Annotated in this window: 25 protein-coding genes; 20 read left to right on the top strand and 5 right to left on the bottom strand. The window is 63.4% G+C overall.

Annotation, left to right across the window (positions count from 1 at the left end; all coding sequences use genetic code 11):
* Positions 1–7: 7 nt before the first annotated feature.
* From asnB to YA0848_RS01905, 17 genes are all read left to right on the top strand, one after another.
* Entirely contained in the window at positions 8–1,861 is a 1,854-nt protein-coding gene (gene asnB, locus YA0848_RS01985; protein ID WP_023094625.1) for an asparagine synthase (glutamine-hydrolyzing), read from the top strand.
* Positions 1,862–1,928: 67 nt separating this feature from the next.
* On the top strand, positions 1,929–3,122 hold the full coding sequence (locus tag YA0848_RS01980; protein ID WP_023094626.1) for an MFS transporter: 1,194 nt from the start codon (positions 1,929–1,931) through the stop codon (positions 3,120–3,122).
* Positions 3,123–3,151: 29 nt separating this feature from the next.
* The gene (locus YA0848_RS01975; RefSeq protein WP_023094627.1) at positions 3,152–4,096 is read left to right on the top strand and encodes a LysR family transcriptional regulator; all 945 of its coding nucleotides are present in this window, start codon (positions 3,152–3,154) and stop codon (positions 4,094–4,096) included.
* Entirely contained in the window at positions 4,093–4,356 is a 264-nt protein-coding gene (locus tag YA0848_RS01970; protein WP_023094628.1) for a hypothetical protein, read from the top strand. The genes YA0848_RS01975 and YA0848_RS01970 overlap by 4 nt, the downstream gene beginning before the upstream one ends.
* 234 nt (positions 4,357–4,590) lie before the next feature.
* Positions 4,591–6,588: a conjugal transfer protein TraG gene (locus YA0848_RS01965; protein ID WP_023094629.1), complete on the top strand. Its 1,998-nt coding sequence runs from the start codon at positions 4,591–4,593 to the stop codon at positions 6,586–6,588.
* Positions 6,585–7,049: a CopG family transcriptional regulator gene (locus YA0848_RS01960; RefSeq protein WP_011716357.1), complete on the top strand. Its 465-nt coding sequence runs from the start codon at positions 6,585–6,587 to the stop codon at positions 7,047–7,049. The genes YA0848_RS01965 and YA0848_RS01960 overlap by 4 nt, the downstream gene beginning before the upstream one ends.
* Positions 7,046–8,116, top strand: a complete 1,071-nt coding sequence (trbB, locus tag YA0848_RS01955) for a P-type conjugative transfer ATPase TrbB (RefSeq protein WP_011716358.1) — start codon at positions 7,046–7,048, stop codon at positions 8,114–8,116. The genes YA0848_RS01960 and trbB overlap by 4 nt, the downstream gene beginning before the upstream one ends.
* Positions 8,113–8,499 (top strand): TrbC/VirB2 family protein, encoded by a 387-nt coding sequence (locus YA0848_RS01950; protein ID WP_011716359.1) that lies wholly within the window; start codon positions 8,113–8,115, stop codon positions 8,497–8,499. The genes trbB and YA0848_RS01950 overlap by 4 nt, the downstream gene beginning before the upstream one ends.
* Positions 8,496–8,765 carry a VirB3 family type IV secretion system protein gene (locus tag YA0848_RS01945; RefSeq protein WP_011716360.1) on the top strand — a complete coding sequence of 90 codons (270 nt, stop codon included), beginning with the start codon at positions 8,496–8,498 and terminating at the stop codon, positions 8,763–8,765. Before YA0848_RS01950 ends, YA0848_RS01945 begins: the two co-directional genes overlap by 4 nt.
* Before the next feature lie 10 nt (positions 8,766–8,775).
* On the top strand, positions 8,776–11,226 hold the full coding sequence (gene trbE / locus YA0848_RS01940; RefSeq protein WP_023094630.1) for a conjugal transfer protein TrbE: 2,451 nt from the start codon (positions 8,776–8,778) through the stop codon (positions 11,224–11,226).
* Positions 11,223–11,966, top strand: coding sequence for a P-type conjugative transfer protein TrbJ (gene trbJ / locus YA0848_RS01935; RefSeq protein WP_011716362.1), 744 nt, complete (start codon positions 11,223–11,225; stop codon positions 11,964–11,966). Before trbE ends, trbJ begins: the two co-directional genes overlap by 4 nt.
* A gap of 12 nt (positions 11,967–11,978) precedes the next feature.
* Positions 11,979–12,296 carry a hypothetical protein gene (locus YA0848_RS01930; protein WP_011716363.1) on the top strand — a complete coding sequence of 106 codons (318 nt, stop codon included), beginning with the start codon at positions 11,979–11,981 and terminating at the stop codon, positions 12,294–12,296.
* The gene (trbL, locus tag YA0848_RS01925) at positions 12,293–13,675 is read left to right on the top strand and encodes a P-type conjugative transfer protein TrbL (protein ID WP_023094631.1); all 1,383 of its coding nucleotides are present in this window, start codon (positions 12,293–12,295) and stop codon (positions 13,673–13,675) included. The genes YA0848_RS01930 and trbL overlap by 4 nt, the downstream gene beginning before the upstream one ends.
* Positions 13,676–13,693: 18 nt before the next feature.
* The gene (trbF, locus tag YA0848_RS01920) at positions 13,694–14,398 is read left to right on the top strand and encodes a conjugal transfer protein TrbF (RefSeq protein ID WP_023094632.1); all 705 of its coding nucleotides are present in this window, start codon (positions 13,694–13,696) and stop codon (positions 14,396–14,398) included.
* Positions 14,395–15,387 carry a P-type conjugative transfer protein TrbG gene (trbG, locus tag YA0848_RS01915; RefSeq protein ID WP_021204027.1) on the top strand — a complete coding sequence of 331 codons (993 nt, stop codon included), beginning with the start codon at positions 14,395–14,397 and terminating at the stop codon, positions 15,385–15,387. The genes trbF and trbG overlap by 4 nt, the downstream gene beginning before the upstream one ends.
* A 2-nt stretch (positions 15,388–15,389) precedes the next feature.
* A complete protein-coding gene (locus YA0848_RS01910) occupies positions 15,390–16,670 on the top strand; it encodes a TrbI/VirB10 family protein (RefSeq protein WP_011716367.1) in 1,281 nt (426 codons plus the stop codon).
* A complete protein-coding gene (locus YA0848_RS01905; protein WP_198712247.1) occupies positions 16,667–16,912 on the top strand; it encodes a DUF2274 domain-containing protein in 246 nt (81 codons plus the stop codon). Before YA0848_RS01910 ends, YA0848_RS01905 begins: the two co-directional genes overlap by 4 nt.
* Before the next feature lie 331 nt (positions 16,913–17,243).
* Here YA0848_RS01905 and YA0848_RS01900 read toward each other — a convergent pair whose 3' ends face one another.
* The 4 genes from YA0848_RS01900 to YA0848_RS01885 form a co-directional block, all read right to left on the bottom strand.
* Positions 17,244–17,600 carry a DUF1493 family protein gene (locus YA0848_RS01900; RefSeq protein WP_034095363.1) on the bottom strand — a complete coding sequence of 119 codons (357 nt, stop codon included), beginning with the start codon at positions 17,598–17,600 and terminating at the stop codon, positions 17,244–17,246.
* 277 nt (positions 17,601–17,877) lie between these two features.
* Entirely contained in the window at positions 17,878–18,348 is a 471-nt protein-coding gene (locus YA0848_RS01895; protein ID WP_053060072.1) for a hypothetical protein, read from the bottom strand.
* A gap of 205 nt (positions 18,349–18,553) precedes the next feature.
* Positions 18,554–19,153, bottom strand: a complete 600-nt coding sequence (locus YA0848_RS01890; RefSeq protein WP_034095364.1) for a putative adenosine monophosphate-protein transferase Fic — start codon at positions 19,151–19,153, stop codon at positions 18,554–18,556.
* Complete coding sequence (locus YA0848_RS01885; protein ID WP_080758663.1) at positions 19,153–19,323, bottom strand: YhfG family protein; 171 nt, start codon at positions 19,321–19,323, stop codon at positions 19,153–19,155. Before YA0848_RS01885 ends, YA0848_RS01890 begins: the two co-directional genes overlap by 1 nt.
* Before the next feature lie 175 nt (positions 19,324–19,498).
* On the opposite strand from YA0848_RS01885, the gene YA0848_RS01880 reads away from it, so the two are divergent.
* From YA0848_RS01880 to YA0848_RS01870, 3 genes are all read left to right on the top strand, one after another.
* Positions 19,499–20,674 carry a tetratricopeptide repeat protein gene (locus tag YA0848_RS01880; protein WP_034095365.1) on the top strand — a complete coding sequence of 392 codons (1,176 nt, stop codon included), beginning with the start codon at positions 19,499–19,501 and terminating at the stop codon, positions 20,672–20,674.
* Positions 20,675–20,899: 225 nt separating this feature from the next.
* Positions 20,900–22,837: a RecQ family ATP-dependent DNA helicase gene (locus YA0848_RS01875; RefSeq protein ID WP_169903847.1), complete on the top strand. Its 1,938-nt coding sequence runs from the start codon at positions 20,900–20,902 to the stop codon at positions 22,835–22,837.
* Between the two features lie 23 nt (positions 22,838–22,860).
* Positions 22,861–23,292: an acyl-CoA thioesterase gene (locus tag YA0848_RS01870; protein WP_169903846.1), complete on the top strand. Its 432-nt coding sequence runs from the start codon at positions 22,861–22,863 to the stop codon at positions 23,290–23,292.
* Between the two features lie 66 nt (positions 23,293–23,358).
* On the opposite strand, the gene YA0848_RS01865 is transcribed toward YA0848_RS01870, so the two are convergent.
* Positions 23,359–23,838 carry a glycine zipper domain-containing protein gene (locus tag YA0848_RS01865; RefSeq protein WP_034095368.1) on the bottom strand — a complete coding sequence of 160 codons (480 nt, stop codon included), beginning with the start codon at positions 23,836–23,838 and terminating at the stop codon, positions 23,359–23,361.
* Positions 23,839–23,880: the final 42 nt, after the last annotated feature.

Below are 23,880 nucleotides of genomic sequence, written 5' to 3'. Positions count from 1 at the left end.
AGTGACCATGTGTGGAATGACAGGCTGGCTTGCGTTCAGCCATGACATGGAGGCGCACCGCAAGACCTTGCAGCGCATGACCGATACCCTGGCACCGCGCGGCCCGGATGCACAAGGCATCTGGATCGACGGCCCAATCGGCCTGGGCCACCGGCGCTTGTCGATCATCGACTTGGAAGGTGGCCGCCAGCCGATGGTGGCCGACCACGGCGGCCAGCGTGCTGCCGCGGTCATCAGCTACACGGGCGAGGTCTACAACTTCTGCGAGCTGCGTTGTGACCTTCAGGCATGCGGCCACCGCTTCGAGACGCAAAGCGATACCGAGGTAGTCCTGCGTGCCTACCTGGAATGGGGCGCAGCCTTCGTCGAGCGGCTCAACGGCATGTATGCGTTCGCCCTCTGGGATCGTGCCAAACAGCAACTGCTGCTGGTGCGTGACCGCATGGGCGTAAAGCCGCTGTACTACTTCCAGACCGACGACGGCGTGGTGTTCGGCTCCGAACCCAAGGCACTGCTCGCCCACCCGCTGGTGCCACGCAAGGTGGCGGCAGATGGGCTGCGGGAGATCCTGGAGATGGTCAAGACGCCGGGACAAGCCATCTTCGCCGGCATGCGCGAGGTGTTGCCCGGCGAAATGATCCGGGTGGGTCGCACCGGCCTGTCGCGCCACCGCTACTGGACACTGGAGGCTCGCGAGCATGGCGACACGCTGGAACAGACCATTCGCCACACCCGCGATCTGCTGGAGGACATCGTCGATCGGCAGATCGTCGCCGACGTACCACTGTGCAGCCTGCTTTCCGGTGGCCTCGACTCCTCGATCATCACTGCCCTGGCCTCTAAGAAACTGCTGGCCGCCGGTAAGGACAATATCCGTTCGTTCTCGGTGGACTTCGCGGATCATGGCGGTGGCTTCAGCGGCGACGCCGTGCGGGGAACGCCCGATGCACCATTTGTGCGCGATCTGGTGGAACGCATCGGCTCCACCCATGGCGAGATCGTGCTCGACAGCCGCGAGCTAGCCGACCCGGAGCTGCGTGCCAAGATCGTCCGCGCACTGGATCTGCCGCCGGCGTTTTGGGGCGACATGTGGCCCTCGCTGTATCGCCTGTTCCAGGAGATCCGTCGTCACTCGACGGTGGCGCTGTCCGGTGAGTCGGCCGACGAGGTGTTCGGCGGCTATCGCTGGTTCCACGACCCGGAGGCGATCGCGGCCCAGACCTATCCGTGGCTAACCTCGGTCACTGGCAAATACTTCGACGGCAAGACCCTGTTCGCCCAGGATTTATTGGACACCTTGCAGATGGACAGCTTCCTGCGCGACAGCTACAGCCAGGCGCTGGCCGAAACCCCGGTGCTGCCCAGCGAGGACTCGACCAACCGGCGCATGCGCCAGATGAGCTACGTGAACCTGACACGCTTCGTGCAGACGCTGCTCGACCGCAAGGATCGCATGAGCATGGCCGTGGGCCTGGAAGTGCGCGTGCCTTTCTGCGACCACCGTCTGGTCGAGTACGCCTTCAACATCCCCTGGGAGATGAAGGCCTTCGATGGTCGGGAGAAAAGCATCCTGCGTGCCGCCACCCGCGACCTGCTGCCCGACAGCATCGCCGAGCGGGTCAAGAGCCCATACCCCTCGACCCAGGACCCTGCCTACGAGCGCGGCCTACGCGAATCGCTGGCCGCCATCCTGGCCGACCCCTCCGCGCCGGTACTGCCGCTGCTTGATCGGCAGCGTGTCGCCCACACCCTGGCCAAGCCGCTCGGCGACCTGTCGCCGATGTACGACCGAATGGGCATGGAGCTGGCGATCGGCTTGAACGCCTGGCTGGCCGAATACCAGGTCGAGCTCGCTCTCTGACGCGACCGTGGAATGCGCACGGTCGCGTGCGCGTCCCCGCTCTTTTACATCCCTTGGGAGCCCCACTATGTCCCGCCCCACGCAATCCCCGGTTTATCTCATCGCCCTCGGTGCCTTCGCCCTGGGCATGGCGTCCTACGTCACCGCAGGCCTGATCCCGATGATCGAAACAGCCTTCGCGGTGCCCGTCGCCCTCGCGGCGCAACTGGTGACAGCCTTCACCCTGGCCTACGGTCTGGGCTCACCGCTGTTCGTCGCGCTGCTGCCGGCCCATCGGCAACGCGGCGGCTTGTTGTTTGCGCTCGGTTTGTTCGTGCTCGCTAATGGTGCTAGCGCCTTGGCAACCAACTTCACTGCGCTGCTGATCTTCCGCGCCATCGCGGGCATCGGTGCCGGCGTCTACCTCGCCATGGGCATCGCAGCCTCGGCGGCCCTGTCAGTCCCCGACCAGCGTGGCAAAGCCATTGCGGTGATCATGGGCGGCATGGCCAGCGGCACCGTGCTTGGCGTGCCCTTGAGCCTGCTGTTGGCTGATCGCCTGGGTTGGGCATCCGCGCTGTGGCTGGTCGCCGCGTTGGGCGCCTTGTCTTGGGTGGGGCTGGCGCTGAGGCTGCCAGTGTTTCCCCCCGCAGCCGCCACGCCACTCAAAGCCAAGCTGGCCCTGCTGGCCGATGGCCGCGTGGTCGCCATCCTGCTGGTGTCGCTGTTGGCCGCCATCGCCAGCCTGGGCATGTACACCTTCATCGCGCCGCTACTGGCCGCCACTGGCGATGGTCTGGCCCGTTCGACCACGCCCTACCTATGGGTGTGGGGTGTGGGTGGCGTGCTCGGCAGCTTCCTGATCGGGCCGCTGGTGGATCGGGTCAAGGGGCCGCTGTTGACCTTGTGGATCATGGCGATTCTGGCCGTGGCGCTGTTCCTGCTGCCGGCTACGGCTGCACTGGGCGCATGGTTGGTGATGCTGCCGATCGCTGTTTGGGGCGCGGTGGGCTGGGCGCTGCAGGTGCCGCAGAACAACGAACTGATCCATGCACGCGAGCAGCAAGGCGATGGCAATCTGGCCGTGGCGCTCAACGAATCGGCGCTGTACCTGGGCAGTGCCATCGGCGCGGCGCTGGGCGGCGTGCTGCTGCTCCAGCAGTGGCCGGTAAGCTTGCTGGCCAGCGGTGCGGGCATCGTTGCGGCCTTGGGCACGCTGGTGCAACTGCTGGTCCTGCGTCGCGCTCCGACCGCAGGGCGAGTTCGAGCCGAATCGCACTGATGCTGGAATCTGGACGAGGATACTGAGCTATGGAGTTACGTCACCTGCGCTGTTTCCTCGCCGTTGCCGAAGAACTCCACTTCGCGCGTGCGGCCGAGCGACTGCATATTGAGCAGTCGCCGCTGTCACGCACCATCAAGGAACTGGAAGAAGACCTGGGTGAGCAATTGTTCGTCCGTACCAGTCGCAGCACAAGGTTGACGCGGGCGGGCAAGCTGTTTCTGGAGCATGTACCGCGCATCTTCGGCACCTTGCAGCAGGCCCGCGACAGCGTGAAGGCAGCGGCCAACGGATTTCATGGGCAGTTGCGCATCAGCTTATCCGACAGCATTACTCCATCGCGTCTACCGACTTTGCTAGCGATCTGTCGGCAGGAAGAACCCGAAGTTGATATTCGACTTTTTGAGGTGCCACTGTCACAGCAGATCAAGGGATTGCACGATGATCTGTACGACATAGGTTTTGCGCAGTCGGATGAAGTGGGGGAAGGCATTGCAGCAGAAGCAGTGTGGAGTGACCCGATGATGGTGGCCGTACCTGCACGACACCATTTGCTCAGGTACAAGCGCATTCCCTTGGATGAAGTCCTGCATTTTCCATTGGTGTTATGCGACCCGCAGGCGTGCGAGGGCCACGCGAGACAGGTTGAGCGGGTGCTGCGCCACGCTGGGCGGGAACCCCTGATCTGTGAGCGCGTCGCCTCGCTCGATCTGATGATGGTGGTGGTTTCTGCGGGCTTTGCCTTGGGATTGACCTCCGGGCCGCATATCACCGCAAGCCGGGAGTCCGGCGTGGTGGCCCGCCCCTTGGCGGGTCGCTCCCCCATGCTGAAGACCTACCTTCTTCGGCGTGAAGGCGAGACTTCGGAAGTGTTGTCCCGGTTTATCGAGCGAGTGCGGGCCATCGAGTTGCCCGAAGGAGTGAAGCCAGCACCGCCACCTGAACCTGCCCCCCAGGAGGAAATCGAGCCATGAAGAAATCCATTCCGTTCCTGCTGACCGTACTGCTGGCCGCTTGCGGCCCATCGGAGGCACCCAAGCAGGCCAACGTGCCTACCGTGGAGGGACTGGCCGCCGATCCGGCGCGGTTGAAGGAGCTGCGTCAGCAATGCAAGATCGACCGCGCGACGCTGGGCGAAGTGCTGTGCAATCGAGTGGCCGAAGCCACACGCAAACGATTCTATGGCGATGGAACAACGCCCTACACACCACCGGAAACACCACCGAAGTTCTGATTACCAGTCCGTCGCAAAAAAACTGTTCTTCTTTGCCAACACGCCGCAGTGCGCCCGCGCCTGCGGCGTTTTTATTGGGTTCTACACAGCCTGAAACGATGCTTTTTTCATCATCTTGCTTCCGATAACAGTCTTTGACCGGCACTGACCCGGCACTGATCCTCGCGCTATGCGGCACGTCCTTGTGCCGCATTTGGATGAGGAATCAGCGCAGGGAATATCGGAGGCCAGTCAATGCAAGCTCAGGGCGTGCTGTTCGGGCAGATCGCCGCCGTCTTCGGCATCGTGATCGCCGGTGTGTGGAGTGCAACGCAATGGACAGCCGCCGCCCTGGGTTATCAACTACGCCTTGGCTCGCCGTGGTTCGACTTCTTTGGAACGCCGGTCTATCACCCCTGGCGACTCTTTGAGTGGTGGTTCTTCTTCGATGCCTACGCGCCGCATGTCTTCGACGTGGGCGGTGCCATCGCGGGCGGCAGCGGCCTGGTTGCCGTTGTGGTCGCCATCACCATGTCGGTATGGCGCTCGCGGCAATCGCGCCTTGTCACCACCTACGGCTCTGCACGTTGGGCCGATGCGGATGACGTTCGCAAAGCCGGGCTGACCCAACCCGACGGCGTTTTCCTCGGCCTGCATCGCGGCCAGTACCTGCGGCACGAAGGCCCGGAGCACGTCCTGACCTTCGCGCCGACACGCTCGGGCAAGGGCGTGGGCCTGGTGGTGCCCACCTTGTTGAGCTGGCCTGCGTCCGTCGTGATCCACGACATCAAAGGCGAGAACTGGACGCTGACGGCCGGCTGGCGCTCGCGCTTCTCGCATTGCCTGCTGTTCAACCCGACCGATGCGAAGTCGGCCGCGTACAACCCATTGCTGGAAGTCCGGCGCGGCGCGCATGAAGTGCGCGACGTTCAGAACGTGGCGGACATTCTGGTCGATCCAGACGGGGCGCTCGAACGCAGGAACCATTGGGAAAAGACCAGTCACGCACTGCTGGTCGGAGCCATCCTGCACGTGCTCTACGCCAGCGAGGACAAGACGCTGCGCGGCGTCGCCAACTTCCTCAGCGACCCGGCTTGCCCATTCGAGCTGACCTTGCACCGGATGATGACGACCAAGCACCTGGGCGACGCACCGCACCCGGTTGTCGCATCCGCTGCGCGTGAAGTGCTCAACAAGTCGGACAACGAGCGGTCGGGTGTGCTCTCCACCGCCATGTCGTTTCTCGGCCTGTACCGCGACCCGACCGTGGCCGAAGTCACGTCGCGCTGCGACTGGCGCATCGCCGACCTGATTTCCGCCGAGCATCCGGTATCGCTCTATCTGGTGGTGCCGCCTTCGGACATTAGCCGTACCAAGCCGCTGATTCGGCTGATCCTCAACCAGATCGGGCGGCGGCTGACCGAATCGCTCGACGGTTCCGACGGCATCGCCCGTCGCCACAAACTGCTGCTGATGCTCGACGAGTTCCCGGCGTTGGGCCGCCTGGACTTCTTCGAGTCCGCGCTTGCCTTCATGGCCGGCTATGGCATCCGCAGCTTTCTCATCGCTCAGAGCCTGAACCAGATCGACAAGGCGTATGGGCAGAACCATTCCATCCTCGACAACTGCCACGTTCGCGTGACGTTTGCGACCAACGACGAACGCACTGCCAAGCGCATTTCCGAAACCCTGGGCACGGCTACCGAACTGCGTGCGCAGCGCAACTATGCCGGCCACCGGCTCGCGCCGTGGTTGGGCCATCTGATGGTGTCACGGCAGGAAACCGCACGGCCACTGCTGACGCCTGGCGAAGTGATGCAGCTTCCGCCAGACGAATCGGTGGTGATGGTGTCCAGCGTCGCGCCGATCAAGGCGAAGAAATTGCGCTACTACGCCGACGCCAACTTCAAGCGCCGCGTACTACCGCCGCCCACGCTGGCAGCCGGGCAGTACGCCGACGCGCCGCCATCGCGGCTCGACGACTGGAGCGACCTGGCGATCCCGACCGTGCCTGTGGCGCTGGCCACGGCATCCGCCGATGACCCCGGCGGCGCCGACGACGGCGGCCTGCGCCGCCAGCCCGAACTCTCCGAAACCGTCGCCTACGACCCCGAGCCGGACGCACACGCTTCCGACCTCGCGCTGCTCGATGACGACGACCTGCCGCTGCCGCTTCCCGGCCAGCTCGACCCGGCCATGCAGCGCACGGCCCGGCTGGCTTCCCTCGACCCCAACGACGGAATCGACTTATGAGCCAATACCGCCTCAACCTGTTCATTCAGCACGAGCACGCCAAGCGCCTGGAAGAACTGGCCGCCAAGAAAGGCGTGTCCAAGTCGTCCATCGTCGCGGCGGCGCTGGCGTCCTGGCTGTCGCCGGACGCAGGCGACCAGCGCGAGGCCGCCATCGCCAAGCGACTGGATCGCTTGTCACGGCAGGCCGAACGCCTGGAGCGCGACCAGAACATCCAGATCGAAACGCTGGCGCTGTTCATCCGCTACTTCCTCACCGTCAGCACGCCGGTTCCCGAGGCCCATCAAGAAGCGGCTCGCGCCCAGGGCAAGGCACGCTTCGAGCAGTTCGTCGAACAGCTCGGCCGCCATCTGCTGCGCGGGCGCAGCCTGGTGCGCGACGTGGTGGAGGAGCTGCATCCCGACCCGATGCGACTGGATGACGCGGTGGCGCTGGCCGAAGCGCGGGAGCGGGCCTCATGAGCGCCGTTCCGCAGATCCCGCCTCAACCTCGTTCGTCCGCCGCAACCTCACTGGATCGACGAATCCAGATGCTGCGCACGGCAATGGGGCCGCTGATTGCCACCGCGCTCGAAGACCCGGACGTGGTGGAAATCATGCTCAACCCCGACCGCACCCTATGGGTGGATCGGCTGTCGTCGGGCCGCGCACCGCTGGGCGTGGAACTGCCCGAAGCCGATGGCGAACGCATCATCCGCCTGGTGGCTGCGCACGTCGGTGCGGAAGTGCATCGCGGCCAGCCGCTGCTAACCGCCGAGCTGCCGGAGACGGGCGAACGCTTCGAGGGCATCTTGCCGCCAGCCGCTCCCGGCCCGGCCTTCGCGCTGCGCAAGCGTGCCGTGAACATCATCGGCCTGGATCAGTATGTGGCCGACGGCATCCTGACCGCTGGCCAGGCGGACTTCCTGCGCCGCGCCGTGCGCGAGCGCCAGAACGTACTGATCGCCGGCGGCACCAGTACCGGCAAGACCACCCTCGCCAACGCTTTGCTGGCCGAGATCGCCGCCACCGGCGACCGCGTGCTGGTGCTCGAAGACACCATCGAGCTGCAATGCGCAGCCCGTGACCATGTGCCGCTGCGCACCCGTGCGGGCGTGGTGTCGATGCAGGAACTGGTGCGCGCCACGATGCGCCTGCGCCCGGATCGCGTCGTCGTCGGCGAAGTACGCGGCGGCGAAGCCCTCGACCTCATCAAAGTGTGGGGAACAGGCCACCCCGGCGGCATCGCCACCATCCACGCCGGTTCCGCGCTAGGCGCTTTGCTGCGCCTCGAACAGTTGATCCTCGAAGTCGCAGTGAATCCGCCACGGGCGCTGATCGCCGAGGCGGTCAACGTCGTCATCCACATCGCCGGACGTGGCCGCAAGCGCCACGTCGAAACCATCGCCCGTGTCGTCGGCTTCGACGGCACCGGCTATCGCCTGGCGGACGCGCTGGAAACGCCGTTTCCCGAATTGATCCCGCTTCCGCTCGCAGCCGACGCCGCTGCGCTTCCCCCGTCCCCTGACCAACCTGGAGAACTGCCATGACACACGCCCATGCTTTCCGCTTTTCCGTAAATCCGCTTCCCCACCTGTCCGGTCTCATGCGGCTGCGCAGCCTCGCGCGCCCTGCGGGGCAGGGGCTGCTGCTGGCCGCACTGCTGCTGTTCCTGGCGGATACGGCGCAGGCCGCCGGTTCCTCGATGCCGTGGGAGGGGCCGTTGCAGTCGATCTTGGAGTCGATTCAGGGGCCGGTCGCACGCATCGTCGCGGTCATCATCATCATCGCCACGGGCCTCGCGCTCGCCTTCGGCGACACGTCGGGAGGCTTTCGCAAACTGATCCAGATCGTCTTCGGTCTGTCCATTGCGTTCGCCGCGTCCTCGTTCTTCCTGTCGTTCTTCAGCTTCTCCGGCGGGGCCGTCGTATGAGCACGGCCAACGATCTTCCCGGCTTCGAGGTGCCGCTGCATCGCTCGCTGACCGAGCCAATCCTGCTTGGTGGTGCGCCGCGCACGGTCGCCATTGCGAACGGCACGCTGGCCGCCGCCGTGGGGCTGGGCCTGCAACTGTGGATTCCCGGCGTGGTGCTCTGGATCGTCGGCCATTCGCTGGCCGTATGGGGCGCGCGTGTCGATCCGCAGTTCATGCAGGTCTTCGCCCGGCACATCAAGCACAAGCCGCTGCTGGACGTGTGAGGACGATGCCATGCTGAACCTTGCCGAATACCGCCAGCGGCCCGCGCTGCTGGCCGACTGGCTTCCCTGGGCCGGGCTGATCGCGCCGGGCGTTGTGCTGAACAAGGATGGCTCTTTCCAGCGCACGGCACGTTTTCGCGGGCCGGACTTGGACAGCGCCACGCAAGGCGAGTTGATCGCCGCATCCGCGCGGCTCAACAACGCGCTGCGCCGCCTGGGTTCGGGCTGGGCCTTGTTCATCGAGGCCGAGCGCCGACCGGCTGCGGGCTATCCGCACTCGGATTTTCCCGAGCCGCTGTCCTGGCTGGTGGACGAGGAACGCCGCGCCGCCTTCGAGGAATCGGGCCATCACTTCGAGAGCGGTTATCACCTGACGATGGTGTTTCTCCCGCCGGAGGAATCGCGCGCCCGCGCTGCCAAGCTGCTCTACGAGAACTCGCCCGGCGACGGCGTGGACTGGCGTGGTCGGCTCGATGCCTTCGTGGCTGAAACCGATCGCGTGTTCGATCTGCTCGATGGCGTGATGCCGGAAATCGCCTGGCTCGATGACGACGACACGCTGACCGGCCTGCACGCGACGGTTTCGACGCGGCGCTACCGGCTCGGCGTACCCGAAGTACCGTTCCATATCGACGCGCTACTGGCCGACTGCGCCCTGGTCGGTGGCCTTGCGCCGATGCTGGGCGACCAGCACCTGCGGGTGGTGTCGGTGCGTGGCTTTCCGACCTCGACCTGGCCGGGGATTCTGGACGACCTCAACCGCCTGGGCTTTGGCTACCGCTGGAGCACACGCTTTCTCTGCATGGACAAAGCCGAGGCCGAAAAGGAACTCGGCCGCCTGCGCCGCCAGTGGTTCGCCAAGCGCAAGAACGTCGTCGCACTGCTGCGCGAAACGATCTTCCAGCAGGAAAGCCCGCTGGTGGATACCGACGCCAGCAACAAGGCCGCCGACGCCGATGCGGCCTTGCAGGAGTTGGGCAGCGATCAAGTCGCGTTCGGCTATCTCACCGCCACGGTGACAGTGCTCGACGCCGACCCGGCAGTGGCCGACGAGAAGCTGCGCATGGTGGAGCGCGTCATCCAGGGTCGGGGCTTCGTGACGATTCCCGAAACCTTGAACGCGGTCGATGCCTGGCTGTCGTCCATCCCCGGCAACGCTTACGCGAACGTGCGCCAGCCCATCGTCTCGACGCTGAACCTGGCGCACATGATGCCGCTGTCGGCGGTGTGGGCCGGGCCGGAGAAGAACGACCATCTGGACGGCCCGCCGCTGATCGTCACCCGCACCGATGGCGCGACGCCTTTTCGCTTGGTCACGCACATCGGCGACGTGGGCCACACACTGGTCGCCGGGCCGACCGGCATGGGCAAGTCGGTACTGCTTGCCATTCTGGCCATGCAGTTCCGGCGCTACTTCGGCTCGCGGATCTTCGCCTTCGACATGGGCCGCTCCATGCGTGCCACCATCCTCGGCCTCGGCGGCGAACACTACGACCTCGGCGCCGATGGCGGCATCGCCTTTCAGCCGTTGGCCCGTATCGACAGCGAGGGCTACCGCACCTGGGCGGCTGAATGGGTGGAAGGCCGGCTACTGCACGAAGGCGTGACCGTCGGCCCCGACGAGAAGGCAGCCATCTGGTCGGCGCTGGGTAGCCTCGCCGGTGCGCCGGTGGAACAGCGCACGCTGACCGGGCTTTCCGTGCTGCTGCAATCGAACGCGCTACGGCAAGCGCTGTCGCCCTATGTGCTTGGCGGCGCCCACGGCAAGCTGCTGGACGCCGACCGCGACCGGCTGGGCATGGCCGACGTGCAGGGCTTCGAGATGGAAGAACTGATGCACAGCCCCGCCGCCGTGCAAGCGGTGCTGCGCTACCTGTTCGCCCGCTTCGATGAGCGTTTCGATGGTGCGCCCACGCTGCTGATTCTGGATGAAGCCTGGCTGTTCCTCGATGAGCCATCTTTCGCGGCCCGCATCCGGCAATGGCTCAAGACGCTCAGGAAAAAGAACGTCAGCGTCATCTTCGCCACGCAGAGCCTGGCAGACATCAAGGACTCGACCATCGCGCCCGCGATCATCGAGAGCTGCGCCAGTCGGATTTTCTTGCCTAACCCGCAGGCGACCGAGCCGCAGATTCGCACGATCTATGAGGGTTTCGGGCTCAACAGCCGGCAGATCGAGATCGTCGCCACCGCGCAGCCCAAGCGCGACTACTACTACCAGTCGCGTCTCGGCAACCGCCTATTCGACCTCGACCTGGGGCCGTTGGCGCTCGCCTTCGCGGGCGCATCCACCCCTCAAGACCAACGCGACATCGACCGCGTGTTGACGCAGGCCGGCGCCCCCGGCTTCACCGGCGCGTGGCTGCGCCATCGCGGCCTCGACTGGGCCGCCGACCTGCTGCCGTCCTCACCGGCGGCCGCTTCGTTTCTCAACTCCCAACCACTGGAGGTTTCACCATGAAGACTAAGCCCCGTTTGCTGTCCGTCTCGCTCGCCGCCGTGCTGTCGGTATCGCTGCTGGCCGTGCAGCCCGCGTCCGCGCTGACGGTGTTCGACCCGTCGAACTTCGTGCAGAACACGCTGACAGCCATCCGCACGCTGGAGCAGATCAACAACCAGATCAACCAGCTCCAGAACGAAGCGCAGATGCTGATGAACCAGGCGCGCAATCTGGCGAAGCTGGACTTCAACATCGTCAATCGGCTGCGCTCGACGCTCGCCACCACTGAGCGCCTGATCGCCGAGGCACGCGGCCTGGCCTACGACGTGCAGAGCATGGACGCCACGTTCGCCCGCCTGTACCCGGAGCAATATGCCGCCACTATCAGCGGCGACCGCATGGCGCAGGACGCCCGCGAACGCTGGCAGAACACCTTGAACGGTCTGCACACCGCGATGCGGATGCAGGCGCAGGTGTCGCAAAACCTTGCTCAAGACGAAAGTGCGCTGGCCGACCTCGTGAGCCAGAGCCAGTCGGCCACCGGCGCGCTGCAAGCCATGCAGGCGACGAATCAGCTTCTCGCCTTGCAGGCCAAGCAGTCGATCCAGGCGCAGCAGCTCCAGATCACGCAAGACCGGGCCGCTTCGCTGGAACTGGCGCGGCAGGCGGCGGCGACCGAACGCGCCCGCGAAGTGCGGCGGCGCTTCCTCGGCACCGGCACACCGTACACGCCGCAGTCCGTCAACTTCTACAACAACTGACGGGGGGCGGCCATGCGATGCGCTTCCGTCCTGCTGGCCGTGCTGCTGACCGCTTGCGGCCAGCAGCCGGTCGAGAACTTGGCCGACGCCCTGGCCGCCGACCCCGTGCGGCTCAAGGAGCTACGCGGGCAATGCGCGGCTGATCGGCAAACCGTAGGCGAGGACGCCTGCCGCGCCGCCGCCGAAGCCTTCCGGCGACGCTTCTTCGCCGGCCACACCGGGCCGGACGAATACGAATCGCTGGCCGAACTGCCGCCGATTCCGCCGAGCTTCGACACGCCCACCGACGACATGCCAGCGCCGCTCACCTCGCCGGAGAACACGCCATGAACGACGTGACCATCATCGACCGTTTCCTCGATACGTTCTCGCGCTACATCGACTCGGGCTTCGGGCTGCTACAAGGCGAAGTGGCGTTTCTCACCGCCACGCTCATCGTCATCGACATGACGATCGCGGGACTGTACTGGGCCATGAGCCACGCCACCGGCCAGGGCGAGGACGTGATCGCCAAGCTGCTGCGCAAGGTGCTCTACGTCGGCGCCTTCGCCTACATCATCGGCAACTTCAACTGGCTGGCGAGCATCGTGTTCCGCTCGTTCGCCGGCCTGGGAATCACGGCCACCGGATCGGCCATCACGATGGAGAATTTTCTTCAGCCGGGGCGGCTGGCGAAAACCGGCATTGACGCAGGAGCACCGATTCTGGAACAGATCGGGGACATGGCCGGGTTCCCCGAGGTGTTCGTGAACATCGACCCCATCGTGGTGATGTTCCTCGCCTGGCTGGTGGTGATCCTCTGCTTCTTCGTGCTGGTGGTGCAGCTTTTCATCACGCTGATCGAGTTCAAGCTGACCACGCTCGCCGGCTTCGTGCTGGTGCCGTTCGCGCTGTGGAACAAGACGAGCTTCCTGGCGGAAAAGGTGCTCGGCAACGTGGTGTCTTCGGGCATCAAAGTCTTGGTGCTGGCCGTCATCGTCGGCATCGGTTCGGGTCTGTTCGCCGAGTTCCAAGCGCATCCCGATGAACCATCCATCGACCATGCGCTGGTCGTGATGCTGGCCTCGCTCGCGCTGCTGGCGCTGGGCATCTTCGGCCCCGGCATCGCCACCGGCCTGGTGTCCGGTGCGCCTCAGCTTGGCGCGGGCGCGATGGCCGGTGCTGCTGTCGGCGCTGTCGGCACGGGCGTCGCCATCGGTGCCGCCGCGACCGGCGTGGGCGCCGCCGTAGCCGCCGGGGCACGCATGGCGCCAGCCGCCGCGAAGCTGGCCGGTGCCGGGGCGCGTGCCGCCACCTCAGCGGCTGGCAACGCGCGGTCGGCGTTCCAGGCGGGTTCCACCGCTGCGGGCGGCGGGGCCAAAGGCGCGGCGGCTGGCCTTGGCAATGTCGCCAAGACCAGCGCACAGGCCGCCAGCCGCCGCGTCGCTTCTGGTGCTTCCGCAGCAGGGCAGAAGATGACCAGTTCCTTTCGTGCCGGCTGGAACGGATCTTCGGACGATGCCGGTGCAGCCGCGGCGGGCCAATCCGCCGCAAGCGAGGCCGCAGACGGCGCTGCCAACTCGCAGAAGCAAGAGCAACCCGCCTGGGCCAAGCGGATGCACCGCCGCCAGCAGATCACCCATGCCGCGACCACCACCGCCCACACGCTGCGCGGTGGCGACGGCGGCGGCTCAGGGCAAGGCCCGAGCCTGCGCGATTCCGATACCTGACCCTCAAGGAGAACACCCATGCGATTCAAACGACCGCAGGTGCGCTACGCCGATACGCCGCAGCCTGCCACCCCGTATCAAGCCGCCGCCCAGGTGTGGGACGAGCGTATCGGCTCGGCCCGCGTGCAGGCCAAGAACTGGCGGCTGATGGCCTTCGGCTGCCTGGTGCTCGCGCTACTGATGGCCGGTGGCCTGGTATGGCGCTCGGCGCAGTCCATCGTGACGCCTTACGTCATCGAGGTCGATCAGGCCGGACAGGTTCGCGCCGTGGGCGAGGCCGCCACGCCGTACCGGCCCGCCGATGCGCAGATCGCGCACCACCTGGCACGCTTCGTCAGCCTGGTGCGCTCGCTGTCCATCGACCCCATCGTCGTGCGGCAAAACTGGCTCGATGCCTACTACTACACCACCGACCGGGGCGCGGCCGTGCTCAACGACTACGCCCGCACCAATGATCCATTCGCTCGCATCGGCAAGGAATCGGTGACGGTGCAGATCACCAGCGTGGTGCGTGCCAGCGACACGTCTTTCAACGTGCGCTGGACGGAGCAACGGTTCGTCAATGGCGCACCCGCTGGCACCGAACGCTGGAACGCCGTGCTTTCCACCGTCCTGCAAACCCCGCGCACCGAACAGCGCCTGCGCAAGAACCCGTTGGGTATCTACGTCAACGGCCTGTCGTGGAGCCGCGAACTGGATTCTTCCGAAGGAGCCAAGCCATGAACCTGCCTTTCCGCTTTCACGCTTTGCCGTTGATCCTGCTTGCCCTCGCGGGCTGCGCCTCGCAGGGCAAGCCGCCGCCGACCATCTCACTTGATGAGCCAGTGCTGGCCCAGCCGCTGCCCGAACCGCTCGCGCCGGTGGAAGTCGTCGCCGTCCCCGAGCCGCTGGCGTTGCCGGCGCAGTTGAAGCCACTGCCGGAGGTCGATGCGGCCCCGGCTGCGCCGGAGCCAGCCGACGAGAAGGTACGTGTTTCCCGTGCCAACGCCGAGGCACGCATCGCACCCACACGCGAGGGCTACGTCAATGCTATCCAGGTGTGGCCTTTCACCGATGGTGCGCTTTATCAGGTCTATGCCTCGCCGGGGCGCGTGACCGTGGTTTCGCTCCAGCCGGGCGAGGAACTGGTGACGGTCGCCGCCGGCGATACCGTGCGCTGGATCGTGGGCGACACGTCCAGCGGCAGCAGCGACGCGCTGCGCGTTAATGTGCTGGTCAAGCCCATCCGCTCGGGCCTGAAAACCAATCTGGTCATCACCACCAGCCGGCGCACCTACCTGCTGGAGCTGACCTCAACGGAAAAGGCATGGATGGCCTCGGTATCCTGGGACTATCCACGCGACCGGATGCTGGCCTTGCAGCGCCAGTCGCAGGCGGCCAGCGCCGCCGCGCCAGTCGATACCGGCCTGGCGTTGGAGAAGATCCGCTTCCGTTACGCGGTATCGGGCAGCAACCCGCCGTGGAAGCCGCTGCGTGCCTTCGATGACGGCGAGAAGGTCTATATCCAGTTTCCGGCGGGCATTGCCCAGGGCGAGCTGCCGCCGCTGTTCGTCATCGGCGTGCAGGGCGACGGGCAACTGGTGAATTATCGTTTCCGCTCGCCGTACTACATCGTGGATCGCCTGTTCGGCGCGGCCGAACTGCGGCTGGGCGGCGATGGCGGCGACGTGGTGCGGATCGAGCGCACCGATGGCGTGGCGCGGAGGAACTGACCATGAGCCAGGATGACACTCCCGACCTCGCCGCTCCGCCGGCGGGCAAGGTGGCGCCCGAGGCTGTGGCGCTGCGTGCCCAGCCGCGTCCGGTCACGCGCCTGAACCGGCGCACGCTGGCCATCCTCGCGGGCGGCCTGTCGGTCGCCGTGCTTGGGGCCACGATCTGGTCGCTGCAACCGCATCGGCGCGGTACGGGCGAGCAAACCGAGCTTTACAACGTCGATCGCGTCTCGAAGTCCGAAGGGCTGGATGCGCTACCGACGGACTACTCGAAGCTGCCGCCAGCCTTGCCGCACGATGTACCCGAGCTGGGGCCGCCGCTGCCGGGCGACCTCGGCCCGGCCATCGTGAAGTCGCAGCAGCCGGTGACAGCCGCCTACGCGGCTCCCGGCCACGACCCGAACGATGCGCTGCGCAAGGAAGCCGAAGCTGCCGCAGCATCGTCCGTGTTCTTCCGCTCGGGTGCGCAGGCGGCCGCGCCGGTCGCGCAGTCGCAGGCCGCCACCGCGCCGGGCTTCGCCGCCAATGCGGCGTTCGACCCGATGGCCGCCGGGCCGGCCTCGACGGCGGCCCAGCCTGCCGATCCGACCGCCGTGCAGAACCGGCAAGACCAGAAGGAGGCTTTCCTGAAAGGCGGCTCTACGGAAACCCGCAATTCCGGCAACCTGACCCTGCCGGCTTCGCCGTATCAGGTCATGGCCGGAACGGTGGTTGCCGGAGCGCTGGTGACGGGCATCAAGTCGGACTTGCCCGGCGACGTGATCGCCACTGTGACAGAGCCGGTCTATGACACGGCCACCGGGCGTTTCCTGCTGATCCCGCAGGGTTCGCGCATCCTGGGCAAATACAACAGCCAGGTCAGTTACGGGCAGAGCCGCGTTCAAGTCGTCTGGAATCGGATCATTCTGCCGGACACGTCTTCGTTGACGCTCGACAATCTGGCCGGCGCAGATCCGGCCGGCTATGCCGGCCTGGAAGACGATGTGGACTACCACTGGGGCCGCATCTTTGCCGGTGCGGCGCTGACGACCCTGCTGGGCGTCGGCGCCGAACTGGCCGCGCCGGAGAATCGACAAGATGGCGATCGCGTCATCATCGCCGGGCGTGACAGTTTGCAGGACACGGTGAATCAAATCGGCCAGGAAGTGACCCGGCGCAACCTCAACATCCAGCCCACCTTGACCCAACGGCCCGGCCTGCCGGTGCGGATCATCGTCAACCGCGACTTGGTGTTGCGGCCGTACCAGCCGCTGTTCTTCAATCGGGGGACTTCACGATGAGCACAACCAAGAAGCTGCGGCTGGGGCCGCTGCCCAAGACCGAAAGCGTCAAGCTCACCTTTGCCTGCCCGGCCAGTCTTAAAACCGACCTCGACCGCTACGCCGCGCTGCACGCGCAGGCGTATGGCGAGGCAGTCGACGCGGCGACGCTGATCCCGCACATGCTGGAAGCGTTCATGGCGGGGGATCGGGAATTCAGAAAAGGAGGGGCAGGCAAGGCCGCCCCGCCGAAGCCGAGTTGACGATGCGGACGCCTCTACCATCCGCCCACGATGAAAGCGCAGCCCAAGGGCTGCGCTTTCGCTTTGAGCGGTGGCTTGCGATAGGCCGGGCTATGATGGCGGTGCGACCTTGCCCGCTCCGCCGCTCCTAGGCTTGCTTCCGCGAAGCGCCTATGCGGCACCTAGCTCAAAACGCGGTAAGAGCACACCGAGGCCGAAATCTGGCCTAACCTATTGCCCCACAAGACCTTTCGTACCGTTGCATGTCCGCACTAACGACTTGACAGCGGACATTTTTTATGGGCGTCAGGCTGGCGAAGATACCCTTGTGGGAAGGCTTGGTGTTTTGCGCTCAGCTCAGATTTTCCAGTGTTTGCGTGTCCCAGCTGTGGGTTTTGATGGCCAGGTAGAGCATGCCAATGGTTAGCGGGACCTTGTCGCCATGCCCTTTGCTGCGACGTTTGAGGAACACGTCAAAGACCGGTGGGTTGAAGTAGCGATAAGTGTCGTAGTCGCCCAGGTCGAGGGCAAACTCCTGCTCCAGTGCTTCCATAAGCTGCTTGGCTTCACTGCCGTCACAGCCCAAGTCGAAATTAAGTGAGGTTTGCAGGCGGATGGTCTTGTGTTTAGGTAGACCGATTTCTTCGTGCAGCAATTGCAAGAGTTGCTGCATAACGGGGTCTTCGGGGAAGTTGGGGGCGAGGTTCATGATGGGCGCACTCAAGAGTGGGTGAGGAGGATGGTTGCGTTGTAGGCGGTATTTGTTTCGAGTGATGAAGAGCGCTAAGCCCACCAAGAACACAAAGACAGGCAGGAACGGCATTCTGAGGATCACTGCTACGTAGGGTAGGAGGAACGTCAAAATAAGGCCTGTTATGAGGCAAGTGACAGCGAAGCGCTTTCTGAGCAGAGGGTCTGTTATGTGATAGTGCAGCACCCAATAGATAATGAGAAAAGAAGCGAATTGAAGATAAAGGGCCATGTTACTAAGACTCGCCCGAGTAGACATGCATTGAAAGTATTGACCGCTGAGGCCCTATGCCTCCTTTCACACTGGCATCCAGACCGATGATGATGTCTCCTGCGTGATATCTGCGAAGCTTGCCGGAAATCGAATCGCCAACGAAGCCCGCGGCGACTGTTGAAACCGCAACCCCCGGCGCTTTCACCGCACCGGAGAATATTTGTTTGATGAGCACGTTTTGGTCGTTTAGCCGATCGGCCTGACTCCGACTTAACGGAAAGGAAACCGCCACCGCCATATCGCACGGCAAGTCTCTGGCCAGCATTTTTTCGTACAACCTGCTTATCTGATCACGCACTTGCCGTGCTCGCGTTTTTGCTTCGCGCACACATAGATTGGCTAAAGCATTCCGATTTTCAGGCACAACAGTGAAGCGCATCACTGTGAACGTGACGCCATAGTGGCCGATGTGTTGAGTCCTTTCGATGTTCACGGGGTTCTGCCGAGAAAGTAGAGACCGCGTTATTTTCATGCAGTTACGGCTAGATTCTATAGAGGGGTAAGCAGGCGTTTGGAGCAGTTTGGGAAGGGGATGTCGTGGCGTTCGGTGATTTCCTACAACTGTTTCCGGCATTCGTGGCTAGGCAGCGACGCACCGGGTAGAACTGGTCAAATGTGGAAGCCGGGCTTGGCCACAATCACTGATCTAAAGGTCTACTGATACACCGCTCAAAAATCGCCTCCAAGCCCCGATAGTCACACGCCACGGCATCAATATTCGCCGGTATCCATGCTGCCTGTTTCACCAGCCACCAATTCACCGAAAACCCCGCATTTACGATGATCTGTTCGAACAAAATTCGCTGCGCCCGGCCGTTGCCTTCGCGGAAAGGATGGATGACGTTGAGGTCGCCATAAGCTTCGGCGATTTGTGTCACCAGTTCGGCTTGGCTTGTGCCGACGAACCAGTTTGCCTCTTCCATATGCCGAATGATCTTTGCCGCTTCCGGCTGGATGCGTTCCGGGGTGCAGAACAGGGTGTCGCCTTTCTGGATGTTGACGCTGCGCAGTTCGCCGGCCCAGTCGTAAATGTCGCTGAACAGCGTGCGGTGGAGGTATTGCAGGCGTTCTAGGTCGTAGGGAGGAGGGAAGAGCGGAAGGTTGCTCACGGCAATTTCGGATAATTCCCGCTCGGCTTGGTGCAGTTTGTGTTCATCGTGCAAATCGAGGCGATTGCGCAGGACGCTGCTACCGGGGTAGCAGTACGGGTCCTGGCCTACCCCGTATTTGTCGAGCATCAGCGTGGAGTGTTGCGGTACTTGGCAAGCACGGCTTCGCGGGTCGGCAGGGGTTTGTCGGCGTCGGCCGGTTGGGTCTCGAACCCTTCCAGGCGCAGGCTGGCCAGGTAATTGGAACGGCGGATCTTGTGGTAGTGATCCTGTTTCTGCTCAAAGGTCAGTTCGCTCATCGCAGCGTCCTCCTGGGTGGCAAGGCTTGATTGTAGCGCAATGCGTCAGCTGGAAGGCGGGATAAAAACCACGTCACATTTTGTATAAATACTCCGCCATCGGGCTGAATTCAGCGTATGTTTCACCGCAAAATCTTGTAGGGCGATTCCGCCCTCTAATTAAAGGGAGTTAAGCATGGGTTTGCTTCGTGTTGCTTCGGCGATGTCATTGTGTGCGGTAGCTTTTTCGATCCAGGCTGAGCAATTGCCGATCGAAGTGCTCAGTGCGGTGGTCAAGGACCAGAAAATCGCCGACGCCGAAGTATTGCTGCAGCGCAATGGCGCACAGAACGTGGTGGGCCGCACCAACGCCCAAGGCCAAGTGACGCTGACCAGCGAAGCCGCCGATGATGCGAGCAATCTGCTGATCATCAAAAAGCCTGGCTATTCCAACCTGGTGGTCAAGTGTCCCTGCGCGGGCATGACCTATGCGATCAGCCCGGTTATGGAGAATCTCGACGGCCTGCGTGTCGTGCTGACCTGGGGCAAGACGCCGGAAGATCTCGATTCCCACATGATCTTCCCAGGCAACAATATCTACTTCGAAAACAAGCAGGGTACCGACGCCGAGTTGGACGTGGACGACGTCGACAGTTATGGCCCGGAAACCATCACCCTGCAGAAAAAACACTACGGCGAAAGTTATGTATATGCCGTGCATGACTTCACCAACATTGCCAATCCGGGCTCGCGCCAGCTGTCCAACAGCGAAGCCAAGGTGTTCGTGTACATGGGCCAGTCCCTGGTGCGCACTTACTATGTGCCGAAGAACCGCAGCGGCAACCTGTGGACCGTGTTCCGCATGACCGGCAGCGGTGACTTCCAGGACATCAACACCTTCAGCGGTGTAAAGGTGGACGCCAAGGACGTGCTCGACGAAGTCAAACCGCTGCTGGATGACAGCGTCGCGGTAACGGCAGTAGCCGTTAGCTCCTCCGCACAAGCGGATGCGAAACGTCTGAACGTGCAAGGTGAAGCGGCCTACCAGGCCGGCAATCTGGATCAGGCCATCGAGTTGTTCCGTCAGGCCATCGACCTGGATAACAGCTTCGGTAAAGCCTATGGCAACCTGGGCTTGGCCTATCAGAAGGCCGGTAACACCGCCGAGTCGATCTGGGCCAACCGCAAGGCCATCGCCCTGGCCACTGGTGCGAACGCTGCGACTGTACGTGCCGGTGCTTACTACAACATCGCACGGATCTACGAAGCGGCCGGGCAATTCTCCGACGCGTTGCGTCACTACCAGTTGGCCAAGGAACAGAAGGCTAACCCGGTATATGACACGGCGATTGAGCGTGTGCAGAACCGCTGATTCAGCACTTAGCTCTGTTCTGAACAACTGTGGGAGGGGGTGACCCTCCCACAGTTGTTTGTGGTGTTCCTACAACCACAGTCGCCCTTGTCGAATTTGGCCCAAGGCCATGGCTGTACCCTGTGTATCATCCTGTCTCGTTTTTCCATGCGACCTTTCTCGATTCGCTGAACCGGCTGGACTACGTTTTAAAGCCACCTTCAGCGGTCAATGGAGTGACAGCCTATGCACGACACCCTCCAGCAGGTCTTTGGTTATCCACAGTTTCGTACGGGCCAGGAAGACACCGTCAGCGCTGTGCTGGCCGGGCGTTCGGCCGCCGCCATTTTCCCGACCGGATCGGGTAAGTCTCTGTGTTACCAGCTGTCGGCGGTGTTGCTGCCACATTTGACGTTGGTGGTATCGCCGCTGCTTGCGCTGATGCAAGATCAATTGGGCTTCCTGCAGCGTCACGGTATTTCGGCGGGCAGTATCGATTCGGCGCAAAGCCGCGAGGACGCCAATGACGTGATGGCCCGAGCGCGTTCCGGTGAATTGAAAATCCTGATGATTTCCGTGGAGCGCTTGAAGAACGAGCGTTTTCGCAACTTTCTGCAGAGCGTGCGGATATCGCTGCTAGTGGTGGATGAAGCCCACTGTATTTCCGAATGGGGCCACAACTTTCGCCCGGACTATCTGAAGCTGCCGGACTACCAGCGTCAGTTCAATATCCCACAGGCGCTGTTGCTGACGGCTACGGCGACGCCCGAGGTGATTGCCGATATGCAGACGAAGTTCGCCATTGCTGCGAACGATGTGGTCACCACCGGCTTCTACCGGCCCAACCTTAACCTGTTAGTCGAGCCGGTGAGCGGTGCAGACAAGCGTCGCAGGTTGATCCAGTGGATGAATGAGCGGGCCGGCCAGCCAAGTATCGTCTACGTCACCCTGCAGAAAACCGCCGAGCAGATTGCCGAACACCTGAACCGTCATGGCATCCAGGCCGAGGCTTATCACGCCGGTCTGCCCCACGATAAGCGCGAGGGCATTCAGCAGCGCTTCATGGAAGGGCGCTCCAATTGCATCGTGGCCACCATCGCGTTTGGTATGGGGATCGACAAAAGTGACATCCGCAATGTGGTGCACTTCGACCTGCCCAAATCCATTGAAAACTACAGCCAGGAAATCGGCCGCGCCGGTCGCGATGGCCGGCCGTCCGACTGTTTGGTGCTGGCCAACCGCGACAGCCTCAATGTGCTGGAAAACTTTGTATACGGCGATACGCCCGAACAGGAAGGCATCCTGCGGGTGCTGGAGCAGTTGCAGGCAGCGCGCGGCGAAGGGCAGTGGGAGTTCTTGCTCAGGTCATTGGCGGATCACAGCAATATCCGCGAACTGCCACTCAAGACGCTGCTTGTGCAACTGGAACTCAGGGGCGTAATCGCGCCGCGCTATGCGTTCTACGCCGAATACCGCTTTAAGTACCTGGTCGAGCCCGAGGCATTGTTGGCGCGGTTTTCCGGTGAACGGCAGCAGTTTGTCGCGGCGATCATCCAGGTGTGCAAGCGGGCAAAAACCTGGGCGACGGTAGATTTCGATGCGCTCCACCAGCAGCACAATGCCGTGCGCAGTCGTGTGGTGAAGGCCCTGGATTATTTTCAGGAGCAGGGTCTGATCGAGCTGGAAAGCAAGCAGATGACCGAAGTCTACAGCCTGCTAAATGCCGACTTTGATCCACAGGCGCTGAGCCAGGAGTTATACACAGGCTTCAAGCAGCACGAGATTGCGCAGGTGGCGCGGATTCACGCCATGCTGGAGCTGTTCGCCACCGAGCACTGCCTGGGGCAGCGACTGGCGCGCTATTTCGGCGATGAAAACGCGCCTCAACGTTGCGGGCATTGTTCGGTCTGCCATGGCCAGGTGGCGCACCTGCCGCCGCCGCCGAGTTTGCCGGCGCTTGTGGATAAAAACTTTATGGGGCTGTGCGGTGATTTTATCCACAGGCATCATGAGCACACCGGCCACCTGCCCGGCGCCGAGCGACTGACGCGCTTTCTGGGCGGTATCAGCGTGCCGTTGTTCACCAAGTTGAAAGCACGAACTATTCCCGGTTTTGCCGCGTTGGAAGACTATCCCTATGCCGAGGTTCGCGCCTGGGCCCAGGCCCATTTGAACGAACTGTAACGCCCATTCGAAGAGAGGTGCCGATGCCTGACTCAATGCCGCAACGTGCTGATTACCGTCACTTCCAGCCGATCATTACGCGCTGGCACGACAACGATGTGTATGGCCATGTTAACAACGTCACCTATTACAGCTTCTTCGACACGGCGGTGAATAGCTACCTGATTGAACACGGTGGGCTGGATATTCATGACGGCGAAGTGGTTGGATTTGTGGTCAGTTCGTCTTGCGATTACTTTGCGTCGATCGCTTTCCCTGAGTGCATTGAGATCGGCCTGCGCGTAGGCAAGCTGGGCAATAGCTCAGTGCAGTACGAGTTGGCGGTGTTTAAAGCAGGCGAGGAGGAGGCCTGTGCGGCGGGGCGTTTTGTGCATGTGTTTGTGGATCGGAGGACGAACCAGCCGGTGACGATTCCGGGGATGTTGCGCGAGGCGCTGCAGAGGTTGGTGGTGTGACCGCAGAAACCCAATGTGGGAGGGGGCAGCCTCCTGCCACATTGGATTTTGCTGTGTTTTAAGAAATCAACGGTGGCGGTAGTGGTGCTTGTTTTTGCGATGCCCGTAAGCATGGCCACGGCCTGGGTGATCGTCACGGTAGTAGCGACGGTCGTCTCGACCACGATAGCCACGGTCATCGTCATCGCTCTTGTTGCCCATGTAATTGCCCAAGGCACCGCCCGCGCCACCGCCTGCTGCTGAGCCGATCAGTGCGCCCGTGCTGCCGCCGACACTGCGGCCTACGACGTTGCCGCCCGCTGCGCCCAATGCGCCGCCGATGGCTGCTTCGCCACGGCTACGTTTGTCGGCGCCGACCGCGCTACCGCCCGCGCCGCCCAGGGCTGCGCCGATCGTCGAACCGGTGTTGCCGCCCAACTGCTGGCCGACCACAGAACCTAGAACCCCGCCCAATGCGCCGCCCACACCGGCTTCGGTGGTGCCACCGGCCATGGCTGCGCCACTGACCAGGCCAAGGGACAACAAGAGAATCGAGGAGAACTTCATTCGGGAAACCTCAAGGGGATGACGGCGCGATCCTGAGGCTGT

The organism is Pseudomonas sp. S4_EA_1b (genome assembly GCF_016307435.1).
In the GTDB taxonomy this organism is placed as follows: domain Bacteria; phylum Pseudomonadota; class Gammaproteobacteria; order Pseudomonadales; family Pseudomonadaceae; genus Aquipseudomonas; species Aquipseudomonas rhodesiae.
This window is presented reverse-complemented; position numbering and strand designations above follow the sequence as displayed.

Excerpts from the sequence above, each read along its gene's own strand:
- asnB (WP_023094625.1), top strand. The coding sequence starts at position 8 with ATGTGTGGAATGACAGGCTGGCTTGCGTTCAGCCATGACATGGAGGCG.
- YA0848_RS01980 (WP_023094626.1), top strand. The coding sequence starts at position 1,929 with ATGTCCCGCCCCACGCAATCCCCGGTTTATCTCATCGCCCTCGGTGCC.
- YA0848_RS01975 (WP_023094627.1), top strand. The coding sequence starts at position 3,152 with ATGGAGTTACGTCACCTGCGCTGTTTCCTCGCCGTTGCCGAAGAACTC.
- YA0848_RS01970 (WP_023094628.1), top strand. The coding sequence starts at position 4,093 with ATGAAGAAATCCATTCCGTTCCTGCTGACCGTACTGCTGGCCGCTTGC.
- YA0848_RS01965 (WP_023094629.1), top strand. The coding sequence starts at position 4,591 with ATGCAAGCTCAGGGCGTGCTGTTCGGGCAGATCGCCGCCGTCTTCGGC.
- YA0848_RS01960 (WP_011716357.1), top strand. The coding sequence starts at position 6,585 with ATGAGCCAATACCGCCTCAACCTGTTCATTCAGCACGAGCACGCCAAG.
- trbB (WP_011716358.1), top strand. The coding sequence starts at position 7,046 with ATGAGCGCCGTTCCGCAGATCCCGCCTCAACCTCGTTCGTCCGCCGCA.
- YA0848_RS01950 (WP_011716359.1), top strand. The coding sequence starts at position 8,113 with ATGACACACGCCCATGCTTTCCGCTTTTCCGTAAATCCGCTTCCCCAC.
- YA0848_RS01945 (WP_011716360.1), top strand. The coding sequence starts at position 8,496 with ATGAGCACGGCCAACGATCTTCCCGGCTTCGAGGTGCCGCTGCATCGC.
- trbE (WP_023094630.1), top strand. The coding sequence starts at position 8,776 with ATGCTGAACCTTGCCGAATACCGCCAGCGGCCCGCGCTGCTGGCCGAC.
- trbJ (WP_011716362.1), top strand. The coding sequence starts at position 11,223 with ATGAAGACTAAGCCCCGTTTGCTGTCCGTCTCGCTCGCCGCCGTGCTG.
- YA0848_RS01930 (WP_011716363.1), top strand. The coding sequence starts at position 11,979 with ATGCGATGCGCTTCCGTCCTGCTGGCCGTGCTGCTGACCGCTTGCGGC.
- trbL (WP_023094631.1), top strand. The coding sequence starts at position 12,293 with ATGAACGACGTGACCATCATCGACCGTTTCCTCGATACGTTCTCGCGC.
- trbF (WP_023094632.1), top strand. The coding sequence starts at position 13,694 with ATGCGATTCAAACGACCGCAGGTGCGCTACGCCGATACGCCGCAGCCT.
- trbG (WP_021204027.1), top strand. The coding sequence starts at position 14,395 with ATGAACCTGCCTTTCCGCTTTCACGCTTTGCCGTTGATCCTGCTTGCC.
- YA0848_RS01910 (WP_011716367.1), top strand. The coding sequence starts at position 15,390 with ATGAGCCAGGATGACACTCCCGACCTCGCCGCTCCGCCGGCGGGCAAG.
- YA0848_RS01905 (WP_198712247.1), top strand. The coding sequence starts at position 16,667 with ATGAGCACAACCAAGAAGCTGCGGCTGGGGCCGCTGCCCAAGACCGAA.
- YA0848_RS01900 (WP_034095363.1), bottom strand. The coding sequence starts at position 17,600 with ATGAACCTCGCCCCCAACTTCCCCGAAGACCCCGTTATGCAGCAACTC.
- YA0848_RS01890 (WP_034095364.1), bottom strand. The coding sequence starts at position 19,153 with ATGCTCGACAAATACGGGGTAGGCCAGGACCCGTACTGCTACCCCGGT.
- YA0848_RS01885 (WP_080758663.1), bottom strand. The coding sequence starts at position 19,323 with ATGAGCGAACTGACCTTTGAGCAGAAACAGGATCACTACCACAAGATC.
- YA0848_RS01880 (WP_034095365.1), top strand. The coding sequence starts at position 19,499 with ATGGGTTTGCTTCGTGTTGCTTCGGCGATGTCATTGTGTGCGGTAGCT.
- YA0848_RS01875 (WP_169903847.1), top strand. The coding sequence starts at position 20,900 with ATGCACGACACCCTCCAGCAGGTCTTTGGTTATCCACAGTTTCGTACG.
- YA0848_RS01870 (WP_169903846.1), top strand. The coding sequence starts at position 22,861 with ATGCCTGACTCAATGCCGCAACGTGCTGATTACCGTCACTTCCAGCCG.
- YA0848_RS01865 (WP_034095368.1), bottom strand. The coding sequence starts at position 23,838 with ATGAAGTTCTCCTCGATTCTCTTGTTGTCCCTTGGCCTGGTCAGTGGC.